Consider the following 17651-nt stretch of genomic DNA (forward strand, 5'->3'; position numbering starts at 1 on the left):
ATCACGTCGCTCTGTTCGCCGGATAAGGAGTGCGGATGAGGATCAACAGTCCCACCGCCAGAAACGCTACCAGTGCCATCATGCCGATGCGGGCCGATCCCGTTATAAGCGTGATGGTTGCGACCGAGGCGGGTGCGAGAAACGAGGTCGCTCGGCCGGAGAGAGCGTAAAGGCCGAAATAGCGTCCAGCCTCATCGGCGCTGACGCTGCGGGCCAGATAGGAGCGCGACGAGGCCTGCACCGGCCCGAAGGCGATGCCGACCAGCAGGCCGAAGACGATATAGGCCTTCTCGGCCGCGGTGCCGAACAGGCCGCCGGCGTCGGTCGTGGATAGAGGCAGCAGCCCGAACAGCGTATAACCGGGGCCGGTCGAGACAATGCCGAGCGTTGCAATCGTCAGGCAGATGAGGCTCGCGGTAACGATCACCTTCGACCCGAGCCTGGCATCGAGACGGCTGGCATAGAGGCACCCGCCGATCGCCACGACGTTGAGAATGATGCCATAGACGCCAAGTTCGACCGTCTGCCAGGCAAACATGCCGGCGGCGAACGTGCCGCCGAGTGTCAGGAGCCCGTTGACGCCATCCTGGAAGATCATTCGTGCCACCAGAAACTTGAGGATGCCCGACCGTTGCCGCAGTTCGCCGATCGTGCGCCCAAGTTCGGCAAGGCCGCTGCGGACGGCAACGGCTGCCGGCACCGATACCCGCTGCGCGTCGGGCGTGAACAGGAACATCGGCAGGATGAAGACCAGGTACCAGAGGGCCGAGATCGGCCCGGTCACGCGCGCATCGGCGCCGGTCGCCGGATCAAGCCCGAACAGCGGATCCATTCCCAGAATTGTTTTGCCGGATTCAGGGCTTCCGGCCAGAAGCGTGACCACGGCGATCAGCACGATCATGCCGCCGAGATAGCCCAGTCCCCAGGCGATGTTGGAAATCCGCCCGATCTGGCTTTCGCTCACGAGCCGCGGCATCATCGAATCGTTGAAGACGATCGAGAATTCCGCCGCGACCGAGGCGAGGATGATGCAGATAAATGGATAGAGCAGCGGTGATCCGGGCATGGCGAACCAGAGTGCCGCCAGCGACGCGATCTTGATCACCGCGAAGAAGGCGATCCAGGGTTTGCGCGTGCCGGTCGCGTCGGCAATCGAACCCAGCACCGGCGACAATATCGCGATGATGAAGCCGGATATGGTGATCGTATAGCCCCACATCGCCTGGCCATGCACCGGATCGTCCGTGAGCCTGGAAACGAAATAGGGGCCGAAGATGAAGGTGATGACCACCGTGAAGAACGGCTGCGCCGCCCAGTCGAACAGCATCCAGCCGAAAAGGCCGGCGCGCGATACTCTTGGCTCGTCGCCGGCCTCTGCGGTGATGCTGCTCACTTGATTCTCCACTGTCTGCTCCGCCTGTTCGGCGCGGACAGTGTCACCTCGCCCGGTCCTGCGCAAGATCGCTCAGGAGACCGGCAGCGACGGTGATCTTGGCGAGCGTCGTTTCGCCCTTCTCCGTCAGTTGGGTCAGTTGGTCGGTAATGCGGGAAATCCGGCTGCGGTCGCTGTCGCGCCAGGCACCGACCGGATTGCGCTCGTCCTTCTTGTCCGTGAGCGCCGCGATGGTGATGTCCTTGCGCGCGGTGGCGATGTCGTGGATGCTGCGCGAAAGCGCCATGGCCTCGTATTGCTCGGTTGCCGAAACGCGCTCGGCGGCCGCCAGCAGCCGGGCGATCCGCAGGTTCTGCGTCACGCCAAAATAGCTCTGCGCCGTGCGCGCCAGCGTCACGCCGGTATCGGCGGCGATCTGGATGATTTCCGGCACGAAAGTCATCACGGCGAGAGCGGCGATCTCCTCGGCGAGCGCCGGCGGCACGCCGCGCTCGATAAAATAGGCGGCCCTTTGCCGGACTTCCGCCGTTGCGTCCTCGGGAATCGAGCTTTGCAGGGCGGATTTCAGTTTCTGCAACGCTTCCCGCAGCCGCTCGATCGCCTCGCCCAGCGGCGCTTGCATCGACTTGGTCCTGAGCGTCCGTTCAGTGACGATGGCAAAGATGCGCGCTACCTCCTGGTAGAGCTCGTTCTGCACAGCGCCGCTGATGACATTGTCGAGGGCGTCGATCTCCCCGTAGATGCGCTTCAGGTCGTAGCCGTCGCGTGTCAGCACCGCGGCCTTCACCACGTCAGCCGGCATGAAGCCCGTCTGGTCGATCAGCGCGCTGACGAAGGGAGGTCCACCACGATTGATGACGTCGTTGGCCAGCACCGTCGCGATGATCTCGCGACGCAGCCGGTGTTCGTTGATGTCGCTGGCATGCGCCTTGTGCATCCTGGCCGGGAAATAATCACGCAGCGTTGTCCGCAGGTAGGGATCATCCGGCAGGTCGCTGGCGACGATTTCGTCGAACAGCACGATCTTGGCATAGGACAACAGCACGCCGATCTCGGCGCGCGTCAGCGCCTTGCCGCTCTGGTAGCGCTCGCTCAGCGCCTGGTCGTTGGGCAGCACCTCCACCTTGCGGTTCAGATGCCCGTCGGCCTCCAGCCGTGTCATCAGCCGGGCAAGGGCCGTCCGGTTGCCGGCGCCTTGCATCTCGGTCAGCGAAATCGACAGCGACTGTTCGTAGTTGTTGCGCAGGACGAGCGCTGCGACTTCGTCGGTCATCGAGGCGAGCAGCGTGTTGCGCTTGGCGCGCGTCAGGCGCCCGTCGCGCATGGCCGAAGCCAGTGCGATCTTGATGTTGACCTCGAAGTCGGAGGAGTTGACGCCGGCCGAGTTGTCGATCGCGTCGGAGTTGCAGCGGCCGCCCTTGAGGCCGAAGGCGATGCGGCCGCGCTGGGTGACGCCGAGATTGGCCCCCTCGCCGATCACCCTGGCGCCGACCTCGTCGGCGGTGATGCGGATCGGATCGTTGGCACGGTCGCCGACCTCCGCATCCGTTTCGTTCGGCCCGCGCACATAGGTGCCGATGCCGCCGAACCAGAGCAGATCGACGGGGCTCTTCAGGATCGCCGTCATGATCTCGAACGGTGTTGCCTGTTGCTTGTCAATGCCGATCGCCGCCATTGCCTGGGGCGTCAGCGTCACGGATTTCTCGGTGCGTGGAATGATCATGCCGCCGGCCGAAAGCGTCGCGCGGTCGTAGTCCTGCCAGCTCGAGCGCGGCAGGTTGAACATGCGCTTGCGCTCGGCAAAGGAGCGATCGGTATCCGGGTCCGGATCGATGAAGATGTCGCGGTGGTCGAAGGCGGCGATCAGCTTGATCTTTTCCGACAAGAGCATGCCGTTGCCGAAGACGTCGCCGGACATATCGCCGACGCCGGCGACGGTGAAGGGCGTCGTCTGGATGTCGATGTCCATTTCGCGGAAATGCCGTTTGACGGTTTCCCAGGCGCCGCGCGCGGTGATGCCCATCTTCTTGTGGTCGTAGCCGGCAGAACCGCCGGAGGCGAAGGCGTCGTCCAGCCAGAAGCCGGCTTCCTGAGCCAGTCCGTTGGCCGTGTCGGAGAACGTCGCGGTGCCCTTGTCGGCGGCAACGACGAAATACGGATCGTCATCGTCGTGCCGCAGCGTATCGGCCGGCGGCACCACTTCCTGACCGACGATGTTGTCGGTGATCGACAAGAGCGTCCGGATATAGGTCTTGTAAGCCTCGGTGCCGGCCTTGAAGATTTCGTCGCGCGTGCCGCCCACCGGCAGCTGCTTGGGATAGAAGCCGCCCTTGGCGCCGACCGGCACGATGACGGCGTTTTTGACCTGCTGTGCCTTGACGAGGCCGAGCACCTCGGTGCGATAGTCCTGCGACCGGTCCGACCAGCGCAGGCCGCCGCGCGCCACCTTGCCGAAACGCAGGTGAACGCCTTCGACCTCGGTGCCGTAGACGAAGATTTCGCGGAACGGGCGCGGTTCGGGCAGGCCGTCGAGGATCTTGGGGTCGAGCTTGAAGGCGAGCATCGGCTTGGCATTGCCGTTGGAGTCGCGCTGGAAATAGTTGGTGCGCAGCGTCCCCTGCACGACGTTGACGTAACGGCGCAGGATCTGGTCCTCGTCGAGGCTCGGCACCGCGTTCAGCGCCTGCTCGATTGCCGCGAGCAGCTGGGCCATGCGCTTCGTCCGCGGCTTGTTGTCGAGCGCGGGGTCCATGCGGGTGACAAAGAGCTTGAAGATATCGGCAGCGATCGCCGGATATTTGTTCAGCGTCTCGGCAATGTAGCCTTGGGAATAGGTGATGCCGGTCTGGCGCAGATAGCGCGCATAGGCGCGCAGAACGGTCACTTCGCGGGCCGTCAGGCCGGCAAGCAGGATCAGCCGGTTGAAGCTGTCATCCTCGATCAGGCCATTCCAGGCGGCGAGATAGGCTTCCTCCAGCATCGGCCCCGACCTGTCGAGATTGAGCACGAGCCCGTCGCGATGCACCAGTTCCATATCGTGCAGAACGACGAGGCGCTGTCCGCTTGCCGTGTCGGTCACGGCAATATCATGCGTCTGTTCGCTGATCACCCGGAAGCCGAGATTTTCAAGCAGTGGAACGCGATGGGAGAGCGACACCGGCTCGCCGGCGTGGAAGATCTTCAGCTCGAGAGCTCCCGGTGCCTTGCCGCGCTTCTGATAGAAGGCGATGCGGATGGGGTCGGTGGGCAGGCAGGCCGCGATATCGTCGAGGTCGGCATAGGCCTCGGCCGGCGTGAACGCCACCTGATAGGCTTCGTTGACGTTGATCTCGATGCCCTTGTGGCGAGCCAGGAGGTCGAAGCGGTCGATCCAGCGCGTGACGATCTCCCGCACGGCCTCTTCCAGTTTCGCCTGCGGCACGCGCGGGGTCTTGCCGGCATAGCGGCCGATAATGAAGTGCACCCGCGCCAGGCCGCCTTCCGGAAAGGCCGGATAGTAGGCGGAAACGCGGCCGTCATAGATGGTTTTCAGGTAGTTGCCGATCTTTTCGCGGACATCCGAATCATATTGCTCGCGCGGCACGTAGACGATCACGGAAACGAAACGATCGAAGTGGTCGATGCGCGGCAGAACGCGGATTCGCGGCCGGTCGCCGAGCTCGTTGATCTGTTCGCAGAAGCTGGCGAGAAGACCCACATCGATCTGGAACAGGTCGTCGCGCGGGTAGGATTCCAGGGTATTGGCCAGCATCTTGCCGGAATGGCTCTGTGGATCGTAGCCGAAATGATCGACGATCTTCTCCACTTTGAAGCGCAACAATGGAATGTCTGCTGCCGGCCGCGTATAGGCGCTGGAGGTGAAGAGGCCGACGATACGCAATTCGCCGGTCACGTTTCCCGCCTCGTCGAAACGCTTGACACCGATATAGTCCATATAGGCGCGGCGGTGGACGACCGATTTCACATTCGCCTTGGTGACGATCAGGAAATCCGGGCCGTTGAGGAAGGCGAGGATTTCCGGCGTCGTCAGCACTGCGTCCTTGCCCTGGCGCAGCACGCGAACATCCGGATTGGAAAGGATGCCCAGGCCCCGGCCCTTGCCGCGCTCGACCACGGCGTTGTCGCCCTTGCCCGAATAGGTGTATTCGCGCATCCCCAGGAAGGTGAAGTTGTTGTCACGCAGCCAGCGCAGGAAGGCCAGCGCCTCTTCGCGGTCGTTTTTCTTGCGGGATGGGGCGTGGTTCTCGAGTTCGCTCATCGCCTGGTCGAGGAGCGCCGTCATCTGCGTCCAGTCGCCGACTGCCTGATGCACCTGGGAGAGAACGTTGCCGACCCGCTCCTTCAGGTTTTCCGCTTCCGCATCGCTGAGCTTGGAAAGGTGAATCTCGATATGGCTGACCCGTGAGGCCGGCTCGCTCTTTTCTTCCGGGTCGAAAAGCTTGGCCGGCTTTCCAGCTTCGAGCACCAGGATGGGATGGATAGCAAGGTGAATGTCGCGGTGGGTGGAGGTGACCTCGCCCATGATCGAATCGTAAAGGAACGGCATGTTGCGGTCGGTGACGGACAGGATCGATACCTCTGTCCCGTTGGGCGCGATGCCATCGACGGATTCGACGCTGATGATCGGACGGTGGTTCTCGCTCCGGCGCACTTCCTTGAGGGCATGCGCCGCCGTAAGCGCCAGCATCTCCGGCGTATATTGATCGAGATCGTCATGGCTTGCCCGCCGGAAAAGGATCTCCGGCGACAGCATGGTCAGCCCGAGCGCCTTGCCGGCCTCGCATACAACTTCAAAGTGCCGGTCTCGTTTCGGATTGTATTTTGCGCCCATGGTCTTTTCTCCCCGCAACCACTATTTTTGCCGAACCTAACAGAAGAATGATGCTTGGCGACTGTTTTTGTGGCGATTTTTTGTGATTTTCGAACGAATTCGGAATGAAATCACGAAATTTCCAGCGAGAATGCGCGGATCTTGAAATTAAATCGGTTGTATCGACCATTCGATCCCGCGGATGAACAGATGCCCGAAAGCCTCGCCTGGTCTTTTGCCGGTCACAGTTGACAGTGACATGAGTGTCAGGCGATCTGAGGTGGTCGAAACAACGGAAAATCATGAATGTCCGAGCCTGCATCCGGCGCCGTCATCGTCATTTCAAGCCATGTGATTCGTGGCTCCGTCGGCAATCGCGCCGCCGTGTTTGCGTTCGAGACGCTGGGCTATCCGGTCTGGGCAGTGCCGACGGTGATCCTGCCCTGGCATCCCGGCCATGGGCCTTCGACGCGAATAACGGTGAGCGAAGGCGATTTCAACAGCCTGATCGATGACCTCATCCGGGCGCCCTGGACGGGCGAGGTGCGCGCCGTGCTCTCCGGCTATCTCGGTGCCGCCTATCAGGCGGAAGGCGTCGCGCGGCTCATCGCGGCTCTGAGAGAGAAAAATCCCGACCTTTTCTATGCCTGCGATCCGGTCATGGGTGATCAAGGCGGCCTCTACGTACCCGAGGCGACGGCGATCGCCATGCGCGACCGGCTGTTGCCGCTGGCTTCGCTTGCCACACCCAATCGGTTCGAGCTGTCCTGGCTCTGCGGAGTGCCGCTTGAAACCAACGCCGCCATTCTCGAGGCCGCCCTGTCGCTCGGGCCGTCGCGGATGCTGGTCAGCTCGGCAATCCCGATGATGCATGGCAGCACGGGCAATCTCTATCTTTCCGGCAGTCATGCGCTGCTTGCCGAGCATCGCCTGATCGACAATCCGCCCAAAGGCACCGGGGATCTCCTGGCGGCGCTGTTTGTCGCCCGGCTTCTGGAAGGGCTGAAGGAGGAGCGGGCGTTACAGCTTGCAACGGCCAGCGTCTTCGAGATCATCGCCCGGACGGGCAAGCGCGGTGCCGATGAACTGACGCTCGAGCGTGACGCGGCGAGCCTCGCAACGCCGATGGCGATGGTCCAGATGCGCCGATTGCTGCATCCGAGCCAGAAGCGGCGGTCCTGAGGAGCGGCGCGGTAGTTTCTGCGGACATGTATATGACGGGCAACTCAATGTACCGCTTGCCACCCCCCGCCCCGAGCGAATAAACCGGTCGGACCTTGAGATGAAACGGTGACTTTCATGGATGTCACCGGCGGCGCGGCTGCCGGAAATTTGCATGTGCGCGACGCACAAAGGCTGTGTCCCTCGGGCCACAAGCGTGCAATGTATATCGTGATTGTCTTGAATAGGCGGAGTGATCGAGCACCATGCAGCGTTTTCCGGACCATTTGCTGAAGGGCTACAACAACTTCATGAGCGGGCGCTTCAGCGAGCAGCAGCAGCGCTACAAGGCTCTCGCCGAAACCGGGCAGCAGCCGAAAACGCTCGTGATTGCCTGTTGTGACAGCCGGGCCGCACCCGAGACGATCTTCGACAGCGGCCCGGGAGAGCTTTTCGTCGTCCGCAACGTCGCCAACATGATGCCGCCCTACGAGCCGGACGGTCATTATCACTCGACCTCGGCTGCGCTGGAGTTTGCCGTTCAGGTGCTCAAGGTGAGCGATATCGTCGTCATGGGTCACGGCCGTTGCGGTGGCATCAAGGCGGCGCTCGACGTCGATGCCGAGCCGCTGTCGCCTGGCGATTTCATCGGCCGCTGGATGCATCTTTTGAAGCCCGCCGCCGAGCAGATCCAGAGCAACGACGTCATGACCGCCGCCGAGCGGCAGCGGGCACTGGAGCGCGTTTCGATCCGCAACTCCATCGCCAACCTGCGCACCTTCCCTTGCGTCGATATCCTTGAAAAGCGCGGCAAGCTTAGTCTGCATGGCGCCTGGTTCGACATTTCGACAGGCGAGCTCTGGATCATGGACGCCAAGACCGGCGATTTCGCCCGGCCGGGAATGTAAAAAAGGCCCGCTTCCTGGGAAGCGAGCCACATATCAGACCAAGATGAACCTGTCGATTTTTTCCGGCGGGTTTTGTTTGTGCGGCCGGTTAGTAAGAGCCGCCGTCGATTTCCGCGCCGATAATGGCGATCGCCTGCTGGTAGACGCTGGCGGCATTCCATCCTTGAAGGGCACCGAAATTCGCCTCGCCCGGCTGATAGCCGGCGCCGGCGCGCCAGCCATGGCCGCGCAGGAAGTTGGCGGTCGAGGCGAGCGCGTCGGCCTTGGAGCGGACCATGTCGATATGGCCGCTGCCATCGCCGTCGACGCCGAACTTCAGCACGTTGGCCGGCAGAAACTGCGTCTGGCCGATTTCACCGTGGGCAGCACCCCGCGCATCCGGGCTCAGATCGCCGCGCTGCACGAGGTTGAGAGCCGCATAGAGCTGGTCGGTGAAATAGTCCGAGCGGCGGCAGTCATAGGCAAGCGTCGAGACGGCCGAGAGCGTATGCTCCTTGCCCAGGAAGCCGCCGAAGCCGGTTTCCATGCCCCAGATGGCGATGATCGGGCCGGCCGGCACGCCGTAGCGGCTCTCGATCGAATCGAACAGGGCAGCGTTCTGCGCCTTCATCTTCCTGCCGCGTGAAATGATCGCCTGGCCGCCACGCTTCTGCATGAACTGGTCGAGCGACAGCTTGAAGCTCTTCTGGCCGCGGTCGGCACGGATCGTCGCCTTGCTGTAGTTGACATTGGCGAATGCCTTGTCGAGCACGGACGGGCTGATGCCCTGACTTGCAGCCTCGCTCTTGAAGTCCTCGACCCAAGCCTCGAAACCGCCTGCATTGTTGCCGCATTGAGCCGCCGATGCCGTGGCCGGCAGCACTGCCGCCGCGACGATTGCCGTGAAACCTGCCAATACGCACTTTGCCTTGTGCATGTAAAAACCCCGTGAGCGCCTTGAATCCAATCTGGTGTCCGCAAAATGCCAGTCTTTGCGGGGCCTGTCACGATCTTGGCGCAGTGTAAGGAGGCCGCGTTTCACGTGAATCCTCACTACAGGGGCACAAGCCATGGCAGACTGTCGGTACGAAGAAGCCCCGCAAACCCTTTGACGGATGATGCGGGGCTTTTATTGGTTAAAACTTTACAATTCCTGATCAGGCGGCCTGCTTCTTCGCCTTGATCAGACCGCGATTGACGAGAAGCTCGGCGATCTGGATGGCGTTGAGGGCCGCACCCTTGCGCAGGTTGTCGGAAACCACCCACATGTTGAGACCGTTTTCGATGGTCGCGTCCTCGCGGATGCGCGAGATATAGGTCGCGTCCTCGCCGGCCGATTCGTAAGGCGTGATGTAGCCGCCGTTCTCGTGCTTGTCGATGACGAGGCAACCCGGCGCCTCGCGCAGGATGTCGCGGGCCTGGTCGGCGCTGATCTCGTTTTCGAATTCGATATTGACCGATTCCGAATGGCCGATGAAGACCGGAACGCGCACGGCCGTGCAGGTCACCTTGATCTTCGGGTCGAGCATCTTCTTGGTCTCGGCGAGAACCTTCCACTCTTCCTTGGTGTAGCCGTCTTCCATGAACACGTCGATGTGCGGGATGACGTTGAAGGCGATGCGCTTGGTGAACTTCTTGCTCTCGATCGGATCGGCGACGAAGACGGCGCGCGTCTGGTTGAACAGCTCGTCCATGCCTTCCTTGCCGGCGCCGGAAACCGACTGGTAGGTCGAGACGACGACGCGCTTGATCTTGGCGAAATCATGCAGCGGCTTCAGCGCGACGACGAGCTGGGCAGTCGAGCAATTCGGGTTGGCGATGATGTTGCGCTTGGTAAACTGGGTGATGGCGTCCGGGTTCACTTCCGGAACGATCAGCGGCACGTCGGCGTCGTAGCGCCAGGCCGACGAGTTGTCGATGACGACGCAGCCCTGCGCACCGATCTTCGGCGACCACTTCAGCGACACGGCGCCGCCGGCCGACATCAGGCAGATGTCGGTGTCGGAAAAATCGTAGTTCTCGAGGTTCTTCACCTTCAGCGTCTTGTCGCCGAAAGAGACTTCGGTGCCTTGGCTGCGGGCCGAAGCAAGCGCCACGACTTCATCGACCGGGAAGCCGCGTTCTGAAAGGATGTTCAGCATTTCGCGGCCGACATTTCCGGTCGCGCCTGCTACGGCAATCTTGAAACCCATTGTCTTTGCTCTCTTTCTCGTCTCTCCGCGGGCTTGGGGGGAGAAACCCGCCGGCCAAGGCGCGGGCTTCGGGTCCCCGGCCTAACCGGGGAGAGAGCGGTGGGCCAGAGACGTCAGACGGTTTTCGTCGTCGTTTTGGCCGTAGTTTGGGAAGAAATCGAGAAGGAACGAACCCGCCCGGCAAAGAATGCCGGGGCGATCAGCGCAGCGATGGAAGTACCAAAACGGTGCATGGCGGTCCCTTTTCCGCTGTTGCTCATACTGGGTTTTGCCGCGGAGTCAACAGAAAGCTGAAAGTTCCGCGATCGGCGGCCCGCCTGCGTCATGCCGTCTCATTCGACTAAAGTCATAATCCCAAAGCATCTCTGCCGCCTGCAGGGGTTTTCTGCCATTTTGTCGTCATGGCGTGTTCCGCCTCGGAATCAGGGAGGATTCGGAGGCTTCAGGGGATACGCGAGCCGTTTTTGAGTGGAGGACAACACAATGGCAGACGTCGCAACAGTGGGCAGAGCAAAGGCCGCCCCCATGACAGGCGAGCAGAAGAAGGTGATTTTCGCCTCTTCGCTCGGCACGATCTTCGAGTGGTACGATTTCTATCTCTACGGTTCGCTGGCCATCTATATCGGCGCCACGTTCTTTTCGCAGTATCCTGAAACGACCCGCAACATCTTTGCGCTGCTCGCCTTTGCGGCGGGCTTCCTGGTGCGTCCCTTCGGTGCGCTGGTATTCGGCCGCCTCGGCGATCTCGTCGGCCGCAAGTACACCTTCCTCGTCACTATCGTCATCATGGGCCTGTCGACCTTCCTCGTCGGCATCCTGCCCGGTGCCGCCTCGATCGGCATCGCCGCTCCGATCCTTCTGATCGCGCTGCGCATGCTGCAGGGCCTGGCGCTCGGCGGCGAATATGGCGGTGCAGCGACCTATGTCGCCGAACATGCGCCGCAGGGCAAGCGCGGCTACTTCACCTCGTGGATCCAGACGACGGCGACGCTCGGCCTGTTCCTGTCGCTGGTGGTCATCGTCACCGTGCAGCTGCTTCTCGGCAAGGAAGCCTTCGCGGCATGGGGCTGGCGCGTTCCGTTCCTGCTCTCCTGCATCCTGCTCGGCGTCTCGGTCTGGATTCGTCTGAAGATGAACGAATCGCCGGCCTTCAAGAAGATGAAGGAAGAAGGCAAGGGCTCCAAGGCGCCGCTGACGGAAGCCTTCGGCCAGTGGAGAAACGCGAAGATCGCGCTGCTTGCCTTGTTCGGTGCCGTCGTCGGCCAGGCCGTCGTCTGGTATTCCGGCCAGTTCTACGCGCTGTTCTTCCTGCAGAACATCCTGAAGGTCGATGGCCAGTCGGCAAACATCATGGTTGCCGCATCGCTGCTCATCGGCACCGGCTTCTTCGTCTTCTTCGGCTGGTTGTCCGACAAGATCGGCCGCAAGCCGATCATCATGGCCGGCCTGCTGCTCGCAATGCTCACCTACTTCCCGCTGTTCAAGACGCTGACCTGGGCCGGCAATCCGGCGCTGGCCGAAGCACAGGAAACCATCCGGGCGACCGTCACCGCCGCTCCCGGCGACTGCAAGTTCCAGTTCAACCCGACCGGCACGGCGAAGTTCACGACATCCTGCGATATCGCGACCTCGTTCCTGACGCGCAATTCCGTACCCTATGACGTCGTTGCCGGTCCTGCCGGCTCGGCCGCAACGGTCAAGATCGGCGACGCAACCATCAACAGTTACGATGCCGTTGCCGCAGGCGACAAGGCCAAGGCCACAGGTGCTGCCTTCGAAAAGCAGATCAACATGGCGCTGCAGGCGAGCGGTTATCCGCTGGTTCGTGCCGCTGCCAAGGTTCCGGAAAGCAAGGTTGACGGCTTCGTTGCCGCCAATCCGGAGCTGGCGCTCGATGCCGCAGCCGTTCGCGGCGGCGAGAAGGCAACCATGACCGGCGAACAGCTGGTCGCAGCCAAGCTGCTGACGGCCGAAGAAGCCGCAGGCGTCACCGAAATGCCGGTCTACACGGTCGCCAAGGGCGGTACTTTCGCCATGGTCGCCGATCCGGCACGGGTCAACTGGGTCACCATCATCGCGGTTCTGACCGTCCTCGTCATCTATGTGACGATGGTCTATGGCCCGATCGCAGCGCTTCTGGTCGAACTCTTCCCGACCCGTATCCGCTATACCGGCATGTCCCTGCCCTACCATATCGGCAACGGCTGGTTCGGCGGTCTGCTTCCGGCAACGGCCTTTGCGATGAGCGCTGCCCAGGGCGATATCTACTACGGTCTCTGGTACCCGATCGTGTTTGCCGGCCTCACGCTGGTGATCGGCATGCTCTTCCTGCCCGAGACGAAGGATCGCGACATCCACGCGATGAACTGATCCACGCTTTCCCCCCGCCAACTGAGCCCGGCACTCCCCGTGCCGGGTTTTTTCATGCCGCTATGTGGAACGGACCATTACACCTTCGGCCGCGGCCAGCCCTGCTCATCCAGGCGGAACAGCCAGTTCCGCTGCGCAAAGACGAAGGCGGTCATCAGCGCCGCCCAGAGCCCCAGCAGCAGCCCGGCCGCCACGTCGCTCGGATAATGGGCGCCGACAACAACGCGGGTGATGCCGATCGTGAGTGCACCGAGCGCAAAGAAAATGCGCAGGCGCGGCGCCAGCATGGCGAAGGCGCCGAAGAACGAGCCGACGGCCGCCGAATGGCCCGAGGGAAAGCTTTCGAACAGCCATTCATTGGCAAAGGGCGTCAGGCTATGGGCGCCATAGTCGAGGTAAAGCTCCGGCCGCGCCCGGCCGATGACGAGTTTGAGCAGGTGAACCAGCGCGCTGGCGCTACCGATCGTCACGAGGAAATACAGCGCCAGCCGCCACGCCGTCTTCGTCTTCGAGGAGAAGCCGGCGCTGCGCGAAACCCGGTGCAGGATATAGGCGACGATCGTGACCGAGCCGGAACCGTAGATCATCCAGCCGAAGGTGCCGAAATCGGTGATCCGCTCGTTGAAGGCGACGATCGCGGGCGGCAGCGCCTGCGCGCTTTGGGAGACGAGCCCGTCGAAGGGCAGCAGTGCGGCGACCAGCACGATCGTTGCCAGCAAAAGCCAGAAGGATGAGGAGAGCGGTGGGTTCATGAAAGGCCTGTTCGTTGGTTCTCTTCCATGTGTCAATAAAAACAGCAATTTCAATGGTGCATTCGAAAAATGCCATGACGGTGCATGAGGCGGAATGTTTTACACGCCGCCTTCACTGCTTTTCGTTCCCGCCTCGTTTACCGTCATCCTCGGGCTTGACCCGAGGATCCACCAACATAACGTCGCGTTGCGTGAGAGAGTCCTCCGAGCGGTCCGCGCTGGATCCTCGGGTCGAGCCCGAGGATGACCCGGGAGAAGCGGCGGCAGCCTGCCTCTTCTCCCCGGCGGGGAGAAGATGCCCGAAGGGCAGATGAGGGGGTGCGCGAAGCGCCAATGGTGTGCCGAAAGCCCCGCCTCGCGTGCGCTCGGCTCTTCTCCCCGCGGGGGAGCCCGTCAACGATCGTTGCCAGCAAAAGCCAGAGGGATGCGGAAAGCGGTCGGTTCATGAGGCGGTTTCTCGAATTGAATGTTTAACACGCGGCCTTCGCTGCTTGTCGTTACCGCCCCCTTCTACCGTCATCCTCGGGCTTGACCCGAGGATCCACCAACATAACGTCACGTTGCGTCAGTCCTCCGAGGGGGCCGCGTTAGTCCTATCTTTGCTTCGTCGGCAACCAATCCCAAACAAACGGCACCCGAACCGATCGTCCGGATGCCGCCCATCCTGCAATACGCGAGGAACTTTACGCCGAAAGTGCCTTGAATTCGGCAAGGATCGCGTCGCCCATTTCGGCGGTGCCGACCTTGCGGGCGCCCTCGGCCATGATGTCGCCGGTGCGGATGCCCTTGTCGAGCACGTTGGCAATGGCCTTCTCCAGATTGTCGGCTTCCTTGACCAGGTTGAAGGAGTAGCGCAGGCACATGGCAAAGGAGGCGATCATGGCGATCGGGTTGGCGATGCCCTTTCCGGCAATGTCCGGCGCCGAGCCGTGCACGGGCTCGTAGAGCGCCTTGCGCTTGCCGGTCTTGGCATCCGGGGCGCCGAGCGAGGCCGACGGCAGCATGCCGAGCGAGCCGGTCAGCATGGCGGCAACGTCCGACAGCATGTCGCCGAACAGGTTGTCGGTGACGATCACGTCGAACTGCTTCGGCGCACGCACGAGCTGCATGCCGCCGGCGTCGGCCAGCATGTGCTCCAGCTGCACGTCGGAATATTTCGCCTTGTGCGTCGCCGTCACCACCTGGTTCCAGAGCACGCCCGACTTCATGACGTTGCGCTTCTCCATCGAGCAGACGCGGTTCTGCCGCGTGCGCGCCAGTTCGAAGGCGACGCCGGCGATGCGCTCGATCTCGTAGGTGTCATAGACCTGCGTGTCGATGCCGCGCTTCTGGCCGTTGCCGAGATCGATGATTTCCTTCGGCTCACCGAAATAGACCCCGCCGGTCAGCTCGCGGACGATCAGGATGTCGAGGCCCTCGACCAGCTCGGCCTTCAGCGACGAGGCATTGGCGAGCGCCGGGTAGCAGATCGCCGGGCGCAGGTTGGCAAACAGTTCCATGTCCTTGCGCAGGCGCAAAAGGCCGGCTTCGGGGCGCACTTCATAGGGAACGTCATCCCATTTCGGGCCGCCGACGGCGCCGAACAGAACGGCGTCCGCCGCCATCGCCTTTGCCATGTCCGCGTCCGAAATCGCCGCGCCATGGGCGTCGTAGGCTGAGCCGCCGACAAGACCTTCGTCCGTCGTGAAGCCGCCCGCCATCTCGGCGTTCATATGGGCGATGATTTTGCGGACTTCCGCCATGGCTTCCGGGCCGATGCCGTCGCCGGGCAGAAGGAAAAGATTGCGCGCTGTCATGGGCATTCCTTTTAAGTCGAAGGGTGGGCTTGTCAGATGTTGGCGCGTTCTTAACGCAACTTCCGTTCAAGGAAAATGCGGTTCAGGAAAGAATTGTGCGCGCAGTTCCTGCCGGAACAGGCATGCCGGCAGGAGGGTGGGATTCTGGCGTGACCGGGCATGCCTGGAAGGATCCACGCGCAAATTCATCCGCTCCGTTGCCGCGGTCCTGCGGACAATGCCGGACAGGCCTCTCTATTGCCGGAAAATCCAGAAGTGAGCGCCCCCTGTTCCATTCGAAACAGCGCGGGCGTCCCGGGCGTGGAATAGTCGGGTCACTGGATGAGGGAGGCTCATCCAGCAAGATCTCAAGGAGAGACCCGCATGCGCAAGTTCGTTTTGACCGCCGCTGTCGCTGCCATCACTGCTGTTTCCTTCGCCGCCCCGTCGCAGGCCGGCTACTACAGCGATGATTGCCAGCCTTATTGCTTCATCAAGAAGGTCAAGACCTACGATTATTACGGCAACGTCATCATCAAGAAGATCCGCGTCTGCGAATAAGCGCACCTTTTTCTGGCTTCCTCCCTGAAAACCCGGCTGTCCCTGCAGCCGGGTTTTTGGTTTGGGTGCGCCAGCCGCCTGAAGTGGTCGCGGTTTCACCCCCCTCTGTCCCTTCGGGACATCTCCCCCTCAAGGGGGGAGATCATTTCTTTCCCCTATTTCGTAAGGGACGCGCGATACTGTCGGCCAATCTCCCCCCTTGAGGGGGAGATGTCACGGGGTGGTACTTTTCGGAACGCCGGCCCCCTCTTGCGCCCCTCTCCTCACCCCTTGAAAAACGCCAGCATATCCGGATTGACCACGTCTGGATGCGTCGAGAGCATGCCGTGCGGAAGTCCCTCATAGGTCTTGAGGGTGCCGTTTTTCAAAAGCTTGACGGCAAGCGGCGCGGAATCGGCATAGGGCACGATCTGGTCGTCGGTTCCGTGCATCACCAGCACGGGAACGTCGATCTTCTTCAGATCCTCGGTGAAGTCGGTTTCGGAGAAAGCCTTGATGCATTCGTAGTGGGCGTTTGCGCCGCCCATCATGCCCTGGCGCCACCAGTTGTCGATCAGCCCCTGGGAAATCTCGGCGCCCGGCCGGTTGAAGCCGTAGAACGGACCGGTCGGCACGTCGATGAAGAATTGGGCGCGATTTGCCACCAGGGCGCCACGCAGGCCGTCGAAGACATCGATCGGCAGACCGCCCGGATTCGTGTCCGATTTCACCATCACCGGCGGCACGGCGCCGACGATGACGGCTTTTCCGACGCGTCCCGGTTTCGCCCGCGCCACATAGTGCACGACCTCGCCGCCGCCGGTGGAATGGCCGACATGGAAGGCATTTTTGAGATCGAGCGCTTCGGCCAGCGCCGCGACGTCGGCCGCGTAGGTATCCATTTCGTGGCCCGACGATGTCTGCGTCGAGCGCCCGTGGCCGCGGCGGTCGTGCGCGATCACCCGAAAGCCCCTGCCGAGGAAAAACAGCATCTGGTTATCCCAGTCGTCGGCGCTCAGCGGCCAGCCGTGATGGAAGACGATTGGCTGCGCATCGCGCGGACCCCAGTCCTTGTAGAAGATTTCGGTGCCGTCCGTCGTGGTAATCGTAGGCATGTCTGCGGTTCCTTCTCTACGGTTGTGAACTGTGCCGGGTGGCGTGGGGTGGAAGTCTCAGGTTTTCCGGATGGCTGTTACCTGTGTCGGTCGACGCGAGGCGGCAAGCCGGTCCGGCGCATAAAATCAAATCATGGGCGCGGCAGTGGCCCGGTTTTTCCGACCGGAGGAACGGAGTGGCTGGCAAAAGGCTGGTCGGAATCGATGCGTGGATTGAAATTGCGCGGCGGTTTTAGGTATTGCAGCGGACGTCACAATGGATAGGCGGCGCGGTAGTGTCGAATTCGATCTGGCAGCGCGCGGGGAAATTTTTAATTCAGAACGTTTGTACAATCTGTTCGATGTATTGGAAATAGCTGGCCTTTATTTCATCGGCATGAAGGTCTTCCCGGAAAAATTGTCCCCGCTGATCCCCGCCTGAAAAACCCGTGCCATGATCATGGCGTCCTGTCACGGATACACCGCAAGACGTTGGCGGCGAGGCAGGGCTGGCGCTCCACGGGAAGCCTCGTGGCCTTCGGGCCACGAACGTCAGGCGGACCGGAAGGAGAGCCCCCGGAAAATGGATCCCCTCCGTCCTTCTGGGGCGGGCGTGCCTGTGTGGCACACATGTCGGGACAGGACGCGTGACGTACCGGAGCCGTGATGCTTAATGC

The 17651-nt window shown here is 62.0% G+C and carries 13 protein-coding genes; 5 read left to right on the forward strand and 8 right to left on the reverse strand.

Features of this window, described 5'->3' with window-relative positions; genetic code table 11:
• Position 1: 1 nt before the first annotated feature.
• Together JNB71_RS19605 and JNB71_RS19610 are read right to left on the reverse strand one after the other, a co-directional pair.
• Positions 2-1393, reverse strand: coding sequence for an MFS transporter (locus JNB71_RS19605; protein ID WP_220373472.1), 1392 nt, complete (start codon positions 1391-1393; stop codon positions 2-4).
• A 43-nt stretch (positions 1394-1436) separates the two neighbouring features.
• On the reverse strand, positions 1437-6224 hold the full coding sequence (locus tag JNB71_RS19610) for an NAD-glutamate dehydrogenase (RefSeq protein ID WP_220373473.1): 4788 nt from the start codon (positions 6222-6224) through the stop codon (positions 1437-1439).
• Between the two features lie 285 nt (positions 6225-6509).
• On the opposite strand from JNB71_RS19610, the gene pdxY reads away from it, so the two are divergent.
• Both pdxY and JNB71_RS19620 read left to right on the forward strand, forming a co-directional pair.
• Entirely contained in the window at positions 6510-7385 is an 876-nt protein-coding gene (pdxY, locus tag JNB71_RS19615) for a pyridoxal kinase PdxY (protein ID WP_220373474.1), read from the forward strand.
• A 245-nt stretch (positions 7386-7630) separates the two neighbouring features.
• On the forward strand, positions 7631-8272 hold the full coding sequence (locus JNB71_RS19620; RefSeq protein WP_220373475.1) for a carbonic anhydrase: 642 nt from the start codon (positions 7631-7633) through the stop codon (positions 8270-8272).
• 88 nt (positions 8273-8360) lie between these two features.
• Here JNB71_RS19620 and JNB71_RS19625 read toward each other — a convergent pair whose 3' ends face one another.
• The 3 genes from JNB71_RS19625 to JNB71_RS19635 all read right to left on the reverse strand — a co-directional run bounded on the left by JNB71_RS19625 (position 8361) and on the right by JNB71_RS19635 (position 10769).
• Positions 8361-9188 (reverse strand): lytic murein transglycosylase, encoded by an 828-nt coding sequence (locus tag JNB71_RS19625; RefSeq protein ID WP_220373476.1) that lies wholly within the window; start codon positions 9186-9188, stop codon positions 8361-8363.
• A gap of 220 nt (positions 9189-9408) precedes the next feature.
• Entirely contained in the window at positions 9409-10443 is a 1035-nt protein-coding gene (locus JNB71_RS19630; protein ID WP_220373477.1) for an aspartate-semialdehyde dehydrogenase, read from the reverse strand.
• Positions 10444-10556: 113 nt separating this feature from the next.
• Positions 10557-10769, reverse strand: coding sequence for a hypothetical protein (locus tag JNB71_RS19635; protein ID WP_220373699.1), 213 nt, complete (start codon positions 10767-10769; stop codon positions 10557-10559).
• A gap of 157 nt (positions 10770-10926) precedes the next feature.
• Here JNB71_RS19635 and JNB71_RS19640 point away from each other — a divergent pair, with 157 nt between their 5' ends.
• Positions 10927-12813: an MFS transporter gene (locus tag JNB71_RS19640; RefSeq protein ID WP_220373478.1), complete on the forward strand. Its 1887-nt coding sequence runs from the start codon at positions 10927-10929 to the stop codon at positions 12811-12813.
• Positions 12814-12890: 77 nt separating this feature from the next.
• On the opposite strand, the gene JNB71_RS19645 is transcribed toward JNB71_RS19640, so the two are convergent.
• Entirely contained in the window at positions 12891-13565 is a 675-nt protein-coding gene (locus tag JNB71_RS19645; protein ID WP_220373479.1) for a phosphatase PAP2 family protein, read from the reverse strand.
• Positions 13566-14248: 683 nt separating this feature from the next.
• A complete protein-coding gene (gene leuB / locus JNB71_RS19650; RefSeq protein WP_220373480.1) occupies positions 14249-15361 on the reverse strand; it encodes a 3-isopropylmalate dehydrogenase in 1113 nt (370 codons plus the stop codon).
• Positions 15362-15724: 363 nt separating this feature from the next.
• Here leuB and JNB71_RS19655 point away from each other — a divergent pair, with 363 nt between their 5' ends.
• On the forward strand, positions 15725-15901 hold the full coding sequence (locus tag JNB71_RS19655) for a hypothetical protein (RefSeq protein ID WP_018328377.1): 177 nt from the start codon (positions 15725-15727) through the stop codon (positions 15899-15901).
• Between the two features lie 263 nt (positions 15902-16164).
• On the opposite strand, the gene JNB71_RS19660 is transcribed toward JNB71_RS19655, so the two are convergent.
• Positions 16165-16995 (reverse strand): alpha/beta fold hydrolase, encoded by an 831-nt coding sequence (locus JNB71_RS19660; protein WP_220373481.1) that lies wholly within the window; start codon positions 16993-16995, stop codon positions 16165-16167.
• Between the two features lie 256 nt (positions 16996-17251).
• Here JNB71_RS19660 and JNB71_RS19665 point away from each other — a divergent pair, with 256 nt between their 5' ends.
• Positions 17252-17416, forward strand: coding sequence for a hypothetical protein (locus tag JNB71_RS19665; RefSeq protein ID WP_220373482.1), 165 nt, complete (start codon positions 17252-17254; stop codon positions 17414-17416).
• Positions 17417-17651 lie beyond the last annotated feature (235 nt).

The sequence above is a fragment of the Rhizobium herbae genome, assembly GCF_019511375.1.
GTDB classification, from domain to species: domain Bacteria; phylum Pseudomonadota; class Alphaproteobacteria; order Rhizobiales; family Rhizobiaceae; genus Pararhizobium; species Pararhizobium herbae_A.